We start from the raw sequence: 14,306 nt of genomic DNA, 5'->3' as shown, positions 1-14,306 counted from the left end.
ACATCATTGGAGACGACGATGACTGCTCTCGACGCGGCCGCAAGCCGCTCGCCCGCCGCGGCCGCCCAATCGGGCGAACTCGACCGCACCTACAAGAAAGTGTTCTGGCGCATCGTGCCGTTCCTGATGCTCTGCTACGTGGTCGCGTATCTCGACCGCGTGAACGTCGGCTTCGCCAAACTGCAGATGTCGCAGGATCTCGCGTTCAGCGAAACCGTATTCGGCCTCGGCGCGGGGATTTTCTTTCTTGGCTACTTTCTGTTCGAACTGCCAAGCAACCTGCTGATGCACCGCCTCGGCGCGCGCATCTGGATCGCACGGATCATGATCACGTGGGGGCTGCTGTCCGCGCTGTTCGCGTTCGTGCAGACGCCGACGCAGTTCTACGTGCTGCGGTTCCTGCTCGGGCTCGCGGAAGCCGGTTTCTATCCGGGCGTGATCCTGTACCTCACGTACTGGTTCCCGTCGCATCGCCGCGCGAAGATCATCGCGGTGTTCATGTCCGCGATTCCGGTGTCGGGCATCTTCGGCAACCCGCTGTCGGGCTGGATCATGGAGCGCTTCCACGGCGGCTCGGGCTTCCACGGCTGGCAATGGATGTTCATGATCGAGGCCGTGCCGGCCGTGCTTATCGGCATCGCGACGATCCTGTATCTCGACAACAGCATCCGCGGCGCGAAGTGGCTCGACGAGCGCGAGAAGCAGTTGCTCGAGGACGAAATCGCCGCGCAGCCGCAGGAACAGCAGCAGCACGGCCATTCGCTGAAGGCCGTGTTCTCGGACCCGCGCATGTGGTGGATGTCGCTGATCTACTTCGCATTCGTCACCGGCCAGTACGGGCTCACGTTCTGGATGCCGACGCTCGTCAAATCGACCGGCATCACCGATACGCTGCAGATCGGCCTGCTGTCGGCGATTCCGTTCGTCGTCGCGATCGTCGTGATGAACCTGTTCGGCCACAGCGCGGACAAGCGCCGCGAACGCCGCTGGCACCTGATCGTGCCGGCGCTGATGGGCGCGGTCGGGTTTGCGGTCGCCGCGTCGTACTCGCACAATACGGCAGTGTCGATCGTGTTCCTGTCGCTCGCGGCAGGCGGCGTGCTGACCTGCGCGCCGCTGTTCTGGTCGCTGCCGACCGCGTTCCTCGCGGGCTCCGCGGCTGCCGCCGGGATCGCGATCATCAACTCGGTCGGCAATCTCGCCGGTTTCGCGAGCCCGTATGTGATCGGCTACCTGAAGGACGCCACGCACAGCACTGCGTCCGGCATGTACGTGCTCGCGGCGATGCTCGTGATCGGCGCGATCGCCGTGTGGCTCACGCCGCCCAAGCTCGTGAACCGCTGATCCGCCGCCGGCCGATTCATCATTCGACGCGGGGCGCGCGGCGCCCCGCCCCATTCATTCACAGGACCCGCTGCCATGCCACGCTTCGCCGCCAACCTCTCGATGATGTACACCGAGCATGCGTTTCTCGACCGCTTCGGCGCTGCCGCCCGCGACGGCTTCAAGGCCGTCGAGTACCTGTTCCCGTACGACTTCGCCGCCGAGGACATCCGCGCGCGCCTCGACGCGCACGGCCTCGAACAGGCGCTGTTCAACGCGCCGCCGGGCGACTGGGCCGCGGGCGAACGCGGCATTGCATCGCTGCCGGGCCGCGAGGACGAATTTCGCCGCGGCATCGACCAAGCGCTCGACTATGCGCGCGTGATCGGCAACAAGAAGCTGCACGTGATGGCCGGCATGGTGCCGCCGGGCGCCGACCGCGCACGCCATCGCGATACGTATCTGACGAACCTGCGTCATGCGGCGCAGGCCGCCGCCGCGCACGGCGTCACGATCCTGATCGAGCCGATCAACCCGCGCGACATGCCCGGCTATTTCCTGAGCCGCCAGGACGACGCGCAGGCGATCCGCGCGGAAGTCGGCGCGCCGAACCTGAAGGTGCAGTTCGACTGCTACCACTGCCAGATCGTCGAAGGCGATCTCGCGATGAAGCTCAAGCGCGATTTCGCGGGCATCGGCCATATCCAGATCGCGGGCGTGCCCGAACGCCACGAGCCGGACGTCGGCGAACTCAACTACCCGTATCTGTTCGCGCTGATCGACGCGCTCGGCTACGACGGCTGGATCGGTTGCGAGTATCGGCCGAAGGCCGGCACGTCGGAAGGTCTCGGTTGGCTCGAGACATACCTGTAATTCCCGTATTTCCCAGAGGGTCAAGAACATGAAAGTACTGATCACCGGCGGCGCCGGCTTTCTCGGCCAGCGTCTCGCACGCAAGCTGCTCGAGCGCGGCGACCTCACCGGCCCCGACGGTCGCATCGAGAAGATCGACGAACTGGTGCTGCTCGACGTCGTCCAGGGCAGCGATTTCGGCGATGCGCGCGTGACGTCGATCGTCGGCAACATCGCCGATCGCGCGGTGCTCGAAAGCGCGATCGACACGCGGACGGGCGCAATCTTCCACCTCGCGGCGATCGTCAGCGGGCAGGCCGAAGCCGATTTCGATCTCGGCATGCGGATCAATCTCGATGCATCACGCACGTTGCTCGAAGTGTGCCGCGCGCGCGGCCACCAGCCGCGCGTCGTGTTCACGAGCTCCGTCGCGGTGTACGGCGGCGCGCTGCCCGACGTCGTGCAGGACGACACCGCGCTGAATCCGCAATCGTCGTACGGCGCCGAGAAGGCGATCGCAGAACTGCTGCTGTGCGACTACGCACGACGCGGCTTCGTCGACGGCCGCGTGCTGCGGCTGCCGACCATCAGCGTGCGGCCCGGCCGCCCGAACGCGGCCGCGTCGTCGTTCGCGAGCGGCATCATCCGCGAGCCGCTGAATGGCGAGGAAAGCGTGTGCCCGGTGCCCGGCTCGACGCGGCTGTGGCTGCTGTCGCCGCGCGGCGCGATCGAAGCGCTGGTCGCCGGGTGCGAGATCGACGGCGCGACGCTCGGCACCAAGCGCGTGATCAACCTGCCGGGGCTGTCGGTGTCGGTCGACGAGATGATCGCGGCGCTGCGCGACGTCGCGGGCGACGAGGTCGTGAAGCTGATCCGCCATGTGCCCGACGAACGCGTCGAGAAGATCGTCGGGAGCTGGCCGGGCCGTTGGGATACGTCGCGCGCGGAAGCGCTCGGGCTGAAGGGCGACACGTCGTTCGCGGACGTGATCCGCAGTCATATCGCGGACGAACGGCGCTGATTGACGCCGGGTCGGGCCGCATCGACGCGGCCTGACCGATTCCCCGACGCGCAACGACGCGCGTTGCATCCCCGCCCGCCTGCATGAAAGGCGCATCGGCGCCGCGTCGACACCGCACACCCCTCTCCACGATTCGTCTCCGCACGACACGCTGCGCACGTGCCGCGTTCCGCCGCGACGCCGACGGTCTCGCGCAACACGGGTACATGCCGGCACCTAGTTGGCGACCTGCGCCGGCATGCCGGGTCCGGCCTCCCGCGTGGCCGACACCGCCAGCCGCGCGCGGTCCTGTTCCGCGAGCTTCGCTTCCGCGGCCTGGATATCGGCCGGATACGCGCCGTCCTCGCCCTTCGCCGGGTCGTACCCGGCCGCTTCGACGCGGATCAGTTCGTCGCGAACCTGCGCACGCGTCAGCGGCGCGGCCGATTGCGCGAATGCCGACTGACCGACGATCGCTCCGATCATCATCAGTAGTGCGATATATGTTTTCATCATGGACTCCTTCAATGTGACGTATCGATCAACCACGGGACAGGCGTGACCTGCGGATGCAGGCGGGTGGATCAGCTTCCGAAATAGATCGTGCAGAAACTCGCGGGGCCGACGCATGCGGCGGCGCTTCGACGCGGCGACATCGTCGCCGGCTTGCCCGCTTCGGACGACATGGCCGGATCGCCGCCGACCGCCGTGCTCGCCTGCCGCTGCGGCATCCGATCGGCCTGGTGCTGGAACAGCGGGCTCACGTCCGGATACGACGTATCGGTCACGAAGCGCAGCCCGTTGTTTTCCGCGTCGACGAGTTCCTGCCGGACCTGTTCGCGCGTGAGCGCCTGTGCCGACGCTTGCGTCGCGACACCTGCGAGAGAAATCGCCGCTACCGTGGCGGCCACCAGCCAGTGCGTGTTCATGTTCACTCCTTCATCAGTCAACGAAACGATGTGCTACACCCGTATGACGACGGAGAGGCGCGGTTTATTCCCGGCTTTCCATTCGCGCCGACCCAACATTCATGAAACTGTCATTCATTCGTCAGCCGGCGTAACCTGACGTAACGCAGTGCCCGTCGTGCTTCGGGCAGACTGACCACCACTTCATCCGGACCGCCCCTCGATCGACCATGTCCGCCGCTTACGACCATGCAGCCGCCCTGCTGCGCAGGCTGTACGACCGCCATATCGACAGCGGCGCGGTGCTCGACGCGGCCGCGTTCCCGGATGCCGAGCGCTTCGTGCGCGCGTGGCCCTCGATCCGTGCGGAGGCGCTCGACGTCGCACGCGACATGCCGCGCATCCCGCGCTTTCACGAAATCATGCGCGAGCAGTACGACATCTCGGCCAACGACGCGCGCGACTGGCGCATGTTCATCATGCAGGCGTACGGCCAACCGTTTGCACGCAACCTGTCGCGCTGCCCGACCGTCGCGTCGCTCGTCGCGGCGTCGCCGGACGTGCTGTCCGCGTCGCTGTCGTTCCTCGCGCCCGGCAAGCACATCCCGCCGCATCGCGGGCCGTTTCGCGGCATCCTGCGCGGGTATCTCGTGCTGTCGATGCCGACCCGCGCGGACGGCACGCCGGCCGCCGTGCTGAAGGTCGACGGGCGCGAATACCGGCTCGACGAAGGCCGCTTCCTGCTGTGGGACGACACGTTCACGCATGAGGTGTGGAACGACAGCGACGCGGTGCGGATCGTGCTGCTGCTCGATATCCGCCGGCGCGGGATGCCGCGCTGGCTCATGTGGCTGTCGAATGCGGTGATCGGCGTCGTGCGGCTCGGGATCCGGATCAGGGGGCGGTCGATTCCGGTTTAGCGAGGACGCCACCCACGCCGCGCACGGCGGCTGCGTTCCGCCTTTCGGCGCCCGCCGGATCGCCTAAACTACAAGCCGTCCCCTCGTGCGGCTCCTGCCAGCTACCGCCATGGCGCACCTCTTCTTCGCCGCGTCGATCCAGCGGCATGTCGAAACGCCCGAGCGCGACATCGACGCGCATACGGTCGGCGAAGCATTCGACACCATTTTCAGCGAGCAGCCGCGGCTGCGCGGCTACATCGTCGACGACCAGGGCGCGCTGCGAAAGCACCTGTCGGTATTCATCGACGGCCAGCCGATCCGCGACCGGCAATACCTGTCCGATGCGCTCGGTGCCGCCAGCCGCGTGTATGTCGTGCAGGCGCTGACCGGCGGATAAAGGGACGGATGCACGGGCGCATTCCCCGATACCAAGCGCCGTCGCGCCAAGGCTGACCATCCGGAGACATCCGACATGAACGATCGACTGCTCGTCGCCACCCGCAAGGGCCTGTTCGTCTTGCAACCGGACGGTCATGACGGCTGGACGCCCGGCGAACCGCATTTCATCGGCGAGCCCGTCAGCATGGCGCTTGCCGACCCGCGCGACGGCACGCTGTATGCGGCGCTCAATCTCGGCCATTTCGGCGTGAAGGTGCATCGGCTGCGCGCAGGCGCCCGCGATTGGGAGGAATGTGCAGCCCCGGTTTATCCGCCGCAGCCCGCCGACGCGTCGCCTACCCGTGCCGATCCGCACGCAGGCAGCGGCGATTCCGACGATGAAGCCGCCGCTGCCGGGTCGCCGCAGCCAACGTGGACGCTTCAGCAAATCTGGTCGCTCGAAGCCGGCGGCACGGACGAACCCGGCGTGCTGTGGGCCGGCACGATTCCCGGCGGCCTGTTCCGCTCCGACGACCATGGCGATTCGTGGGCACTCAACCGCCCGCTGTGGGATCGCCCCGAACGCGCCGAATGGGGCGGCGGCGGGTACGACGCGCCGGGCATCCATTCGGTGATGGTCGATCCGCGCGACAGCCGGCACGTCATCGTCGGCATCTCGTGCGGCGGCGTCTGGCAAACCGCGGACGGCGGCGCGACATGGCGCGTGACCGCCGAAGGCATGGAAGCCGACTACATGCCGCCCGAGCGGCGCGGCGAGCCGAACATGCAGGACCCGCACCGCGTCGTGCAGTGCGCGGCCAATCCGGACGTGCTGTGGACGCAGCATCACTGCGCGATCTTCCGCTCGACCGACGGCGGCGAACGCTGGCGCCGGATCGAAGCGCAGCCGTCGAGCTTCGGTTTCGCGGTGGCCGTGCATCCGCACGAACCGGATACCGCGTGGTTCGTGCCGGCCGTGAAGGACGCGTGCCGGATTCCGGTGAATGGCCGGCTCGTCGTCACGCGGACGCGCGACGGCGGCCGCAGTTTCGAGAGCCTGTCGAACGGGTTGCCGGCCGCACCAGCGTACGACCTCGTGTATCGGCACGGGCTCGCGGTGGACGATTCCGGCACGCGCCTCGCGATGGCGTCGACGACCGGCGGGTTATGGACGTCCGATGATGGCGGCGAGCACTGGCAACAGGTATCGGCGCATTTGCCGCCGGTGTATTGCGTCAGGTTCGGGTAGCGGCGCGAGCATCATCCGGCGCCATCCGAGCCACCGCCTCGCGCGTCGTTGCGATTTCCGTTTCGAGCCAGTCGAGAAACCGCCTGACCTGCGGCTCGCGCTCGCGCCCCGGCCGGCACAGTGCGACGAAGCGCGCACCGTCGAGCCGCACCGTGGGCTCGATCGGCATCAACGCGCCGCGCTCGACATGCTCGGCGGCCAGCACCGAGCTGAGCAGCGCGATACCCTGCCCGTGCAGCACGGCCTGCAACGCGTAATGCTCGTCGTCGTAATGGCGAAACACCGCGCGTTCGAGCCATGCTTCGCGGCCCGCCGCACGACACCACGACGCCCAGTCGACCGACACCGGTAGCGGCGTATCCCACACGGTTTCGATCAGGTCGAGCGGCGCGTCGGCGCGATGCGCGTCGAACCCGGCGGCCGCATACGCGCCGAAATACTCGTCGATCAACGCAATCTCGTGCAGTGCGGGAAACCTGCGCGACGTCGCGCGAATCGCGAGATCGACGCGTGCATCGCGTTCGAGATCGACGAGCGTGTTCCCCGTTTCGACCTTGATGTGCAGGTGCGGATCGACGCGGCGAAACGCACCGAGCCGCGGAATCAGCCACATCGCCGCAAACGCGGGCGTGGTGGTCAGCACGAGCGGGCGCGCATCGGCCGCGTCCGGACGCAGCGCGTCGAGCCCGCGGCTCAGTGCCAGCAACGCATCGTGACTCGCACGAAACAGTTGCTCGCCTTCCTCCGTCAGCCGCACGCCGCCCGCGCCGCGCTCGAACAGCAGCACGCCGACGCGGCTTTCGAGCGACTTGATCTGGTGCGACACGGCGGCCGGCGTCACGGACAGTTCTTCCGCGGCGGCCTTGAACGTGCCGAGCCGCGCCGACGATTCGAACACACGCAATGCGGTCAGGGGAATTTTCGAGAACACGGGGCCTCGCGGGCCGGATGCGGCCGGGTTGAATTCGATTCAATCCGGGTGAGATTAGGTGAATTGAAGCGGCTGCGCAACGCGGCTAGCCTTCCGGAACGTCGCGGCACGTCGCCGCGGCGGTTGCCGTCGAACCGGAGGAACCCCGTGCAAGGCCTATCGCGCAGGATCACGCAGGCGGTGCTCTACGAAGCGATCGCCATTTCCTGCATCTCGCCCGCGATCGCGGCGATCTTCAAGCAGGACCTCGTCTACTCGGGCGCGCTGTCGGCGACGATGTCGGCGATCGCGATGCTGTGGAACATGATCTTCAATGCGCTGTTCGAGCGCTGGGAAGCATCGCGCCGGCAGCCGGCGCGTACGCTCGGGCGGCGGATCCTCCACGCGACCGGATTCGAGGGCGGGCTGATCTTCATCCTCGTGCCGGTCGTGTCGTGGTGGCTCGACATCTCGTGGTTCGATGCGTTCGTCGTCGATATCGCGCTGTTCGCGTTCTTCTTCTGCTACGCGTTCGTGTTCCAGTGGGCGTTCGATCGCGTGTTCGACGTGCCGGCGGCGACGAAGGGGAAATGAGCGACGCGGCTCATATTGCAAGGAAAAGACCTGGATATGCGCCGTCGCGCCACGAAATGCATTACCTATTGATACAACAGTGGTCGGAACAGCCGGGGAGCAATGTTATCTCCGCACGTTTTGCGTTCTCATTGTCCTGAATACTCATGCGTTGATAGACATAACTGTGAACAGCGTAGCGCTCCTGTTTCAGCCCGAAATGCATCAACAACCGTTGAGCGGACTCGGCTCTTCTGACAGACAGTTCATCGGGTTCGATTTCTGCAGACTCGGCTACACCACTCACGGCTACACCTTCTCGAACAGGAAACTGCGACAGCATTTTCGATACCCAGGCTTCCAGTCTCTTCGCTTGCTCCACACTCACCGCTGCAGAATTCTGCGCGAACATAAGATCGAAATTTTGTCCTGGCAAGCTCTCGACACTGTCGCAAGCATACAAAGGTCCAGTCACAAACAATAAGACTACGCCGCTAATCAAGCCAGATAACATATGCCGAAATGCTGTCTGCATTTTTAATAGCCATATCTGGGTTATTTTGGCCCCACTCGGGCAGAAAGCGTGTGATTCCATACTTTGGATCGCCGGCTCCGAACGTATCTGTGAAGTGAGTACACTCGTGGATGATTGTCGACAACTTGGAAGTCGCTGCCCGGCTTCTGTCACGAATCGTGCAAAATTCTTCGTGGATGCTGATTGTGCGCGTTGCAGTGTCTGGACCACATACGTGCGCAACAGTGCCAACATTTTTGTTGGTCGGCAAGCATCCAAGCGATCGATCCAGATCGGGGTGAGCTCTCAGAAAGTTCGCCGGACCTAGTGTCCTGTTCCGCTGATTCGCGAGCAAAGTCGATGCAGCTTTTCGAGGATCGAATCGGCTGACGCGGTCCAGACGAAGGGTTTGCAGTTTTCGTTGTAGTGGGAGACGAATTGATCGATTCGCTTGACCAGTTGTTTGACCGAGCCGAACGAGCCTCTACGGATCGCTTTGTCGGTGATCAGCGCAAAGAAGCGTTCGACCTGGTTGAGCCACGAACTGTAGGTGGGAATGAAATGCATATGCCAGCGGGGGCGTGCCGCCAGCCACGCCTTGACCTTCGGATGCTTGTGACTGCCGTAGTTGTCGACGATGCAGTGCACGTCGAGTTCGGCTGGCACGGCCTTGTCGATTTCGCGCAGAAACGACAGGAATTCCTGATGTCGATGACGCGGCTTGCAGGTAGCGAGCACGGCGCCATTGAGCACATTCAGGGCGGCAAACAGCGTCGTGGTGCCATGACGGACGTAATCGTGAGTGACGCCTTCAACGTAGCCGAAACCCATCGGCAGCATGGGTTGCGTGCGCTCGAGCGCCTGACATTGGCTCTTCTCGTCCACGCACAGCACCAGAGCGTTCTCCGGCGGACTGAGGTACAAGCCGACCACATCGCGCAGTTTCTCGATGAAGAACTGATCGGTCGAGAGCTTGAAGCTTTCACTTCGGTGCGGCTGCAGACCCAGCAGTTTGAAGTAGCGGTGCACGCTCGTCGGCGAGATGGCGGTTTCGGCGGCAATCGTGCGCACGCTCCAGTGAGTGGATCCATCTGCCGGCTTCGTGTGCAGGGTCTTGTGAATCAGTTGGGCCAGCCGTTCGTCGTCGATGGTGCGTGGCTTGCCGGGACGTACTTCGTCGTAGAGTCCGTTGATTCGCTGCTCCAGAAACCGCAGACGCCACTTGCCCACCGTGGTACGTGTGAGTTGCAGGCGTTGCGCGATCGCGCTGTTGGGCTCGCCGTCAGCCGCCGCCAGCACGATGCGCGCCCGCGAGACCAGCGCAGCCGAAATCGAGCGAGAACGCGCTATCGATGTCAGTTGCGAACGCTCGTCTTCGCTCAGCACCAGTTCCGCCTTCGGTCGTCCCATCGCCATGCTGACGTCTCCCGTTCCGTTGACGTCAACATGCTACGTGAACATAGACCGGTTAACAACGGAACAGGACACTAGCGACCGCATAACTGCAAGGGTGGCCGTCAACCCCGTGACAAGACGGTGGCGAATCTCGTGGTCGCTCGCGCCGAACCACGTCCAGACACGCCTACGCTCTTCTGGCGACCACTCGGCCAATCTCTCAAGCCGCTCCTTCACCAGGTCGGCGCCCTCATCGCGTAGTTGCATCATCAGCTTTCTGAATTCCGCGTCGGTCATGGCCGGGCAGATTGGCGGACCGTTGAGTGTCAGGAATACCTTAAGCTTCGAACCCTGCACGGTGTTCGTCACGGCAGAATCGTGAACGCAAACGTATTCGTTACAGGGCATTGTCATCATTCTCCATGATCTCGAGCCTCAGTTTTTCGGCGCCACGTGTGGCTACACGCTGGGTGTTTCCTTCGAAATCCGTGACACCGCTGAAGACCCGCCCCGAAGTTGTGTATATGCGGTACTGAACATGTACAAGCGGCCTACCGCTTCGCTCATCACACAAGACATATTGCTCGTCGTTGGCCGCGAACGCTGATTCAGGGTGATTTCGGATCGGTTCAGTCAATGCAGCTGCTTGCTCGGTCGTGAATATCATCTTCATGCCACGCTCGGCATAAAAGACGGGCGGCGGATTGCATCCACAAACGTTGACGTCACCGCTCAACGCCCAGGGTTTGCCGTTCGGCCCGGTTCCGGGCCATCGCGGCCCTTTCGGCGCGATAAATCCGTTCTTCCCGCAAGCAGTACAGTAGGTTTTCATGCCGAGCGTAGCGATATGCACGCGCGGCGGCGGGTTGGAACAAGTGACGGTCGGCAGGCCTTCCGTGATCGTCGCACTGCCGCCTCGGTCACCTTCGGCGAGGAAGTAGCGGATCATGCGCCATCCTCCCGTTCAACGCATGCGATTGCAGGCACTACGACCGTCTGGCAGTTGACGGTCTCGTTGCCCCGCCCGCCGCGCTGGGCAGATGAGCCGACGACAGTCGATGAATACGCAAGTATTCTCTGCTTGTGCTGCATCCGAATTCTCCTTCGTGAAATTGATGCAATTGACTCCCACCAAAATTCACGATCCGGAAGCAGCTTTCAATCATACGAGTTCGAAATTCGTATAACTAACTTTTATGTACTTCTATTACTCAAATTCTGGATCGTTCGAACAGAGCACGATCCAGCACACGAATAGCCCTGAACACGAGAAAAAGGCGTGTTCGACGTGCCGGCGGCGACGAAGGGGTCGTGAGCCGGAGGCCTACGCCCCGCCGGCAATTTTCGGCAACTGCCAGCCGAACCGCACCGCCGCCATCCGCAGCGCAAAACAGGCGATGCCGCCGAGCACGGCCGCGACGACCGACGGGCAACCGAGTCGCCGGCACAGCACGACGACGACCGCGCCGAGCAGCGCCGCGCTCGCATAGATGTCGGTGACCAGTACGACCGGTATCCGCGCGAGCAGCAGATCGCGCACGACGCCGCCGCCGCAGCCGGTCACGGCGCCCATCAGCGTTGCAATGAACGGGTGGACGCGGAATTCGAGCGCCTTCACCGCGCCCGCGACCGCGAACAGCGCGAGGCCGGCCGCATCGAGCGTCGTGAGCAGCGACGGCGAAAACGACGCGACCCGCGCATGAAACACGAAGGCGAACAGCCCGGCGGCGAACGCGAGCGCCGGATAACGCCAGTCGCTCACGGCGCTCGGCGGCCGCGCGCCGATCAGCAGGTCGCGAATCACGCCGCCACCGAGCGCGACGACGAGCGACAGCACCATCACCCCGAACAGGTCGAGGCCGGCGCCGATCGCCGCATTGGCGCCCTCGATCGCGAACACCCCCGTGCCCGCGAGATCGGCGGCCAGCACGACTTGCTCGATGCGCCTCATGCGAATGAATGGTCGAAGCACCGGACGGTCCGGTTGCAGCCTGCGTCGACCGAAGCGGTCGCGTGATTCGGCCACGTGCCGGCTGCGTGTTGCCGTCCGGATGCATCCAGCGGGTTGCGGGCCATGGCCGTCTCCTCGATCGGGGATCGAGCAGTCTAGCGCATCGCCCGCCCGCCGTCGGCGCGAGCACGAAGTACGTAGCAAGAAACCGGCGCAAGCAGGTCACCCCGCTTACCCCGGCTCAACATTCACGTCAGGCTTCGGGCCGCAGCCGCAAAGCCCGACGCGTCATGCTCAATGCGCGCCGAGATACGCCTTCACTGCCGGCAGGCCCGGCTTGCCGTCGATCGTCGTCACGCCGGCCAGCCACTTGTCGAGTGCGTCCGGGTTCGCCTTCAGCCACGCGGCGGCAGCCTTGTTCGGGTCCTGCTTGTTCATGATCGGCACCATCACGTGGTTCTCGATCGCCGTCGTGAACTGCAGGTTCGACACGAACTTCGCGACGTTCGGGCAGCGCTGCGCGTAGTCGGGCGGCGTCGCCGTCAGCACCTTCGCTTCGCCGTAGTTCGGGCCGAACACGTCGTCGCCGCCGGTCAGGTAGTCGATCTTCATCTGCACGTTCATCGGATGCGGCTCCCAGCCGAGGAACACGATCCACTGCTTGTCGCGGATCGCGCGATTCACCTCGACCAGCATCCCGGCCTCGCTCGACTCGACCAGCTTGAACTTGCCGAGGCCGAACTGGTTGCCGTCGATCATCTTCTTGATCAGCGCGTTGCCATCGTTGCCGGGCTCGATCCCGTAGATCTTGCCGTTGAGCTTGTCCGCGTATTTCTGGATGTCCGCGAACGACTTCAGGCCGCCCTGGTACACGTAGTCGGGCACCGCGAGCGTGTATTTCGCGCCGGTCAGGTTCGGCGTCGCGAGCACCTTGATCGTGCCGGCCTTCGTGAACGGCTGGATGATCGGGTCCATCGTCGGCGACCAGTAGCCGAGGAACACGTCGATCTGCTTGCTCTTGATCCCCGCGAACGTGATCGGCACCGACGCGATCGTCTTCGTCGGGTTGTAGCCGAGCCCCTGCAGCATCGTCGATGCGAGGCCCGTGGTCGCCGCGATGTCGGACCAGCCGACATCGGCGAAGCGCACGTTCTTGCACACGGGCGGATCGGCCGCATAGACGGCCGACATCGGTGCGGTCATCCCGATCCCGCACACCGCTGCGATCAATAGGCGCTTCATCTTGCTTCTCCTCAAAGTGATGTCGTTTGCTTGAATCCGGGATCGTTTATTGAAGCCGCGCGCCGCGATCCCGGCGACGTCGCGGACCGAATGATTGCCCCGTTCAGCGCCCCGGCAGCCGGCGCTCGTAGCTCGGCGCATGGCCGAACTGCGCGCGGTATGCCTTGCTGAAATGACACGGCGAATGAAAGCCGCAGACCGTCGTCACGCGCGCGATCGATGCGTCGGTCGTGCGCAGCAGGTCGCGTGCGCGTTTCAGGCGCAGCGTCAGGTAATAGTGGGTCGGCGATACGTTCAGGTACACCTTGAACATGCGCTGCAGATGCCGCTGCGACAGCCGCACGAGCCGCGCGAGTTCCTCGAGCGACAGCGGCTCCTCGATGTTCGCCTCCATCAGCCGCACGACCTCGATCAGCTCCGCGCGCGAGAAGCCGACGCGCGCGTCGACCGGAATCGGCTGCGTATCGGTCGAACTGCGGATGCGCTCCAGGATGAACTGCTCGGAGACCTGCGCGGCGAGCTGCTGGCCGAACCGCATGCCGACGAGGTTCAGCATCAGGTCGAGCGGCGCGGTGCCGCCCGTGCAGGTCAGCCGGTCGCGATCGACGACGAACAGCTCGTCGGCGAAGCCCACCTGCGGAAATTCGGAATGCAGCGCGGACAGGTTCTCCCAGTGCACGGTGCAGCGATAGCCGTCGAGCAGGCCGCTCGACATCAGCGCGTACGCGCCCGTGCAGATGCCGCCGAGCGGCAGCCCGCGTTCGGCGAGCGCCGCGAGCGTATCGCGCGCGCCCGCGTCGACCACGTCGCGGATGCGGATGCCGCCGCACACGATCATCACGTCGGGCAGGTTGTCGTAGTCGAGCGCCTGCGTGGGCCGCACCGCGATGCCGTTGCTGGCATGCGCGGGCGCGCCGTCGAGCGAGTAGATCGACCACTTGTAGTGATCCGCCCGCCCGACGTAGTTCGCCATCCGAAGCACTTCGACCGCGCTCGAGAACGCGATCATCGAGAAATTCGGCAGCGTGAGGAAGCCGAAATGGGCGAGGGACGAAACCGGTGAAACGCAGGCGGCGGGCGCGACGGCGACGGCGGACGTCACATCGGTC

Annotated in this window: 18 protein-coding genes; 7 read left to right on the top strand and 11 right to left on the bottom strand. The window is 64.7% G+C overall.

What is annotated here, in order from left to right:
• The first annotated feature begins 18 nt into the window (after positions 1 to 18).
• The 3 genes from JYG37_RS27360 to denD all read left to right on the top strand — a co-directional run bounded on the left by JYG37_RS27360 (position 19) and on the right by denD (position 3,196).
• A complete protein-coding gene (locus tag JYG37_RS27360) occupies positions 19 to 1,344 on the top strand; it encodes an MFS transporter (RefSeq protein WP_050012231.1) in 1,326 nt (441 codons plus the stop codon).
• Between the two features lie 75 nt (positions 1,345 to 1,419).
• Positions 1,420 to 2,196 carry a 2-oxo-tetronate isomerase gene (otnI, locus tag JYG37_RS27355; RefSeq protein ID WP_050012230.1) on the top strand — a complete coding sequence of 259 codons (777 nt, stop codon included), beginning with the start codon at positions 1,420 to 1,422 and terminating at the stop codon, positions 2,194 to 2,196.
• Between the two features lie 28 nt (positions 2,197 to 2,224).
• Positions 2,225 to 3,196 carry a D-erythronate dehydrogenase gene (gene denD / locus JYG37_RS27350; RefSeq protein ID WP_050012229.1) on the top strand — a complete coding sequence of 324 codons (972 nt, stop codon included), beginning with the start codon at positions 2,225 to 2,227 and terminating at the stop codon, positions 3,194 to 3,196.
• A 216-nt stretch (positions 3,197 to 3,412) separates the two neighbouring features.
• Here denD and JYG37_RS27345 read toward each other — a convergent pair whose 3' ends face one another.
• Together JYG37_RS27345 and JYG37_RS27340 are read right to left on the bottom strand one after the other, a co-directional pair.
• Positions 3,413 to 3,688: a DUF4148 domain-containing protein gene (locus JYG37_RS27345; protein ID WP_050012228.1), complete on the bottom strand. Its 276-nt coding sequence runs from the start codon at positions 3,686 to 3,688 to the stop codon at positions 3,413 to 3,415.
• 71 nt (positions 3,689 to 3,759) lie between these two features.
• Positions 3,760 to 4,104: a DUF4148 domain-containing protein gene (locus JYG37_RS27340; RefSeq protein WP_124654749.1), complete on the bottom strand. Its 345-nt coding sequence runs from the start codon at positions 4,102 to 4,104 to the stop codon at positions 3,760 to 3,762.
• Between the two features lie 209 nt (positions 4,105 to 4,313).
• Between JYG37_RS27340 and JYG37_RS27335 the strand changes: the two genes are divergently transcribed.
• The 3 genes from JYG37_RS27335 (at position 4,314) to JYG37_RS27325 (ending at position 6,612) form a co-directional block, all read left to right on the top strand.
• Positions 4,314 to 5,003: an aspartyl/asparaginyl beta-hydroxylase domain-containing protein gene (locus tag JYG37_RS27335; RefSeq protein WP_050012226.1), complete on the top strand. Its 690-nt coding sequence runs from the start codon at positions 4,314 to 4,316 to the stop codon at positions 5,001 to 5,003.
• A 109-nt stretch (positions 5,004 to 5,112) separates the two neighbouring features.
• Positions 5,113 to 5,382 (top strand): ubiquitin family protein, encoded by a 270-nt coding sequence (locus JYG37_RS27330; RefSeq protein WP_213346216.1) that lies wholly within the window; start codon positions 5,113 to 5,115, stop codon positions 5,380 to 5,382.
• 75 nt (positions 5,383 to 5,457) lie between these two features.
• Positions 5,458 to 6,612 carry a WD40/YVTN/BNR-like repeat-containing protein gene (locus JYG37_RS27325; RefSeq protein WP_213346215.1) on the top strand — a complete coding sequence of 385 codons (1,155 nt, stop codon included), beginning with the start codon at positions 5,458 to 5,460 and terminating at the stop codon, positions 6,610 to 6,612.
• Here JYG37_RS27325 and JYG37_RS27320 read toward each other — a convergent pair.
• Positions 6,599 to 7,543 carry a LysR substrate-binding domain-containing protein gene (locus JYG37_RS27320; RefSeq protein WP_124631782.1) on the bottom strand — a complete coding sequence of 315 codons (945 nt, stop codon included), beginning with the start codon at positions 7,541 to 7,543 and terminating at the stop codon, positions 6,599 to 6,601. The genes JYG37_RS27325 and JYG37_RS27320 overlap by 14 nt on opposite strands.
• Before the next feature lie 147 nt (positions 7,544 to 7,690).
• Here JYG37_RS27320 and JYG37_RS27315 point away from each other — a divergent pair, with 147 nt between their 5' ends.
• Positions 7,691 to 8,116 (top strand): PACE efflux transporter, encoded by a 426-nt coding sequence (locus JYG37_RS27315; RefSeq protein WP_050012222.1) that lies wholly within the window; start codon positions 7,691 to 7,693, stop codon positions 8,114 to 8,116.
• A 61-nt stretch (positions 8,117 to 8,177) separates the two neighbouring features.
• On the opposite strand, the gene JYG37_RS27310 is transcribed toward JYG37_RS27315, so the two are convergent.
• The 8 genes from JYG37_RS27310 to JYG37_RS27275 all read right to left on the bottom strand — a co-directional run bounded on the left by JYG37_RS27310 (position 8,178) and on the right by JYG37_RS27275 (position 14,299).
• Positions 8,178 to 8,630, bottom strand: coding sequence for an OmpA family protein (locus JYG37_RS27310; RefSeq protein WP_176016370.1), 453 nt, complete (start codon positions 8,628 to 8,630; stop codon positions 8,178 to 8,180).
• Positions 8,590 to 8,880: a M35 family metallo-endopeptidase gene (locus JYG37_RS35180; protein WP_213346214.1), complete on the bottom strand. Its 291-nt coding sequence runs from the start codon at positions 8,878 to 8,880 to the stop codon at positions 8,590 to 8,592. Before JYG37_RS35180 ends, JYG37_RS27310 begins: the two co-directional genes overlap by 41 nt.
• A 53-nt stretch (positions 8,881 to 8,933) precedes the next feature.
• The gene (locus tag JYG37_RS27300) at positions 8,934 to 10,025 is read right to left on the bottom strand and encodes an IS630 family transposase (protein WP_176017029.1); all 1,092 of its coding nucleotides are present in this window, start codon (positions 10,023 to 10,025) and stop codon (positions 8,934 to 8,936) included.
• A 33-nt stretch (positions 10,026 to 10,058) separates the two neighbouring features.
• Positions 10,059 to 10,373, bottom strand: coding sequence for a M35 family metalloendopeptidase (locus JYG37_RS27295; protein ID WP_213346213.1), 315 nt, complete (start codon positions 10,371 to 10,373; stop codon positions 10,059 to 10,061).
• 28 nt (positions 10,374 to 10,401) lie between these two features.
• Entirely contained in the window at positions 10,402 to 10,953 is a 552-nt protein-coding gene (locus JYG37_RS27290; protein WP_080334163.1) for a PAAR domain-containing protein, read from the bottom strand.
• 375 nt (positions 10,954 to 11,328) lie between these two features.
• Positions 11,329 to 11,955, bottom strand: a complete 627-nt coding sequence (locus JYG37_RS27285) for a trimeric intracellular cation channel family protein (protein ID WP_124680894.1) — start codon at positions 11,953 to 11,955, stop codon at positions 11,329 to 11,331.
• Between the two features lie 294 nt (positions 11,956 to 12,249).
• Positions 12,250 to 13,197, bottom strand: coding sequence for a choline ABC transporter substrate-binding protein (locus JYG37_RS27280; RefSeq protein ID WP_050012220.1), 948 nt, complete (start codon positions 13,195 to 13,197; stop codon positions 12,250 to 12,252).
• A 103-nt stretch (positions 13,198 to 13,300) separates the two neighbouring features.
• Positions 13,301 to 14,299 (bottom strand): GlxA family transcriptional regulator, encoded by a 999-nt coding sequence (locus JYG37_RS27275; protein WP_050012219.1) that lies wholly within the window; start codon positions 14,297 to 14,299, stop codon positions 13,301 to 13,303.
• Between the last annotated feature and the right edge of the window lie 7 nt (positions 14,300 to 14,306).

This window comes from Burkholderia sp. LAS2, assembly GCF_018417615.1.
In the GTDB taxonomy this organism is placed as follows: Bacteria; Pseudomonadota; Gammaproteobacteria; order Burkholderiales; family Burkholderiaceae; genus Burkholderia; species Burkholderia sola.
The sequence above is the reverse complement of the archived record's forward strand: the minus strand, read 5'-3'. Positions and strand labels throughout refer to the sequence as shown.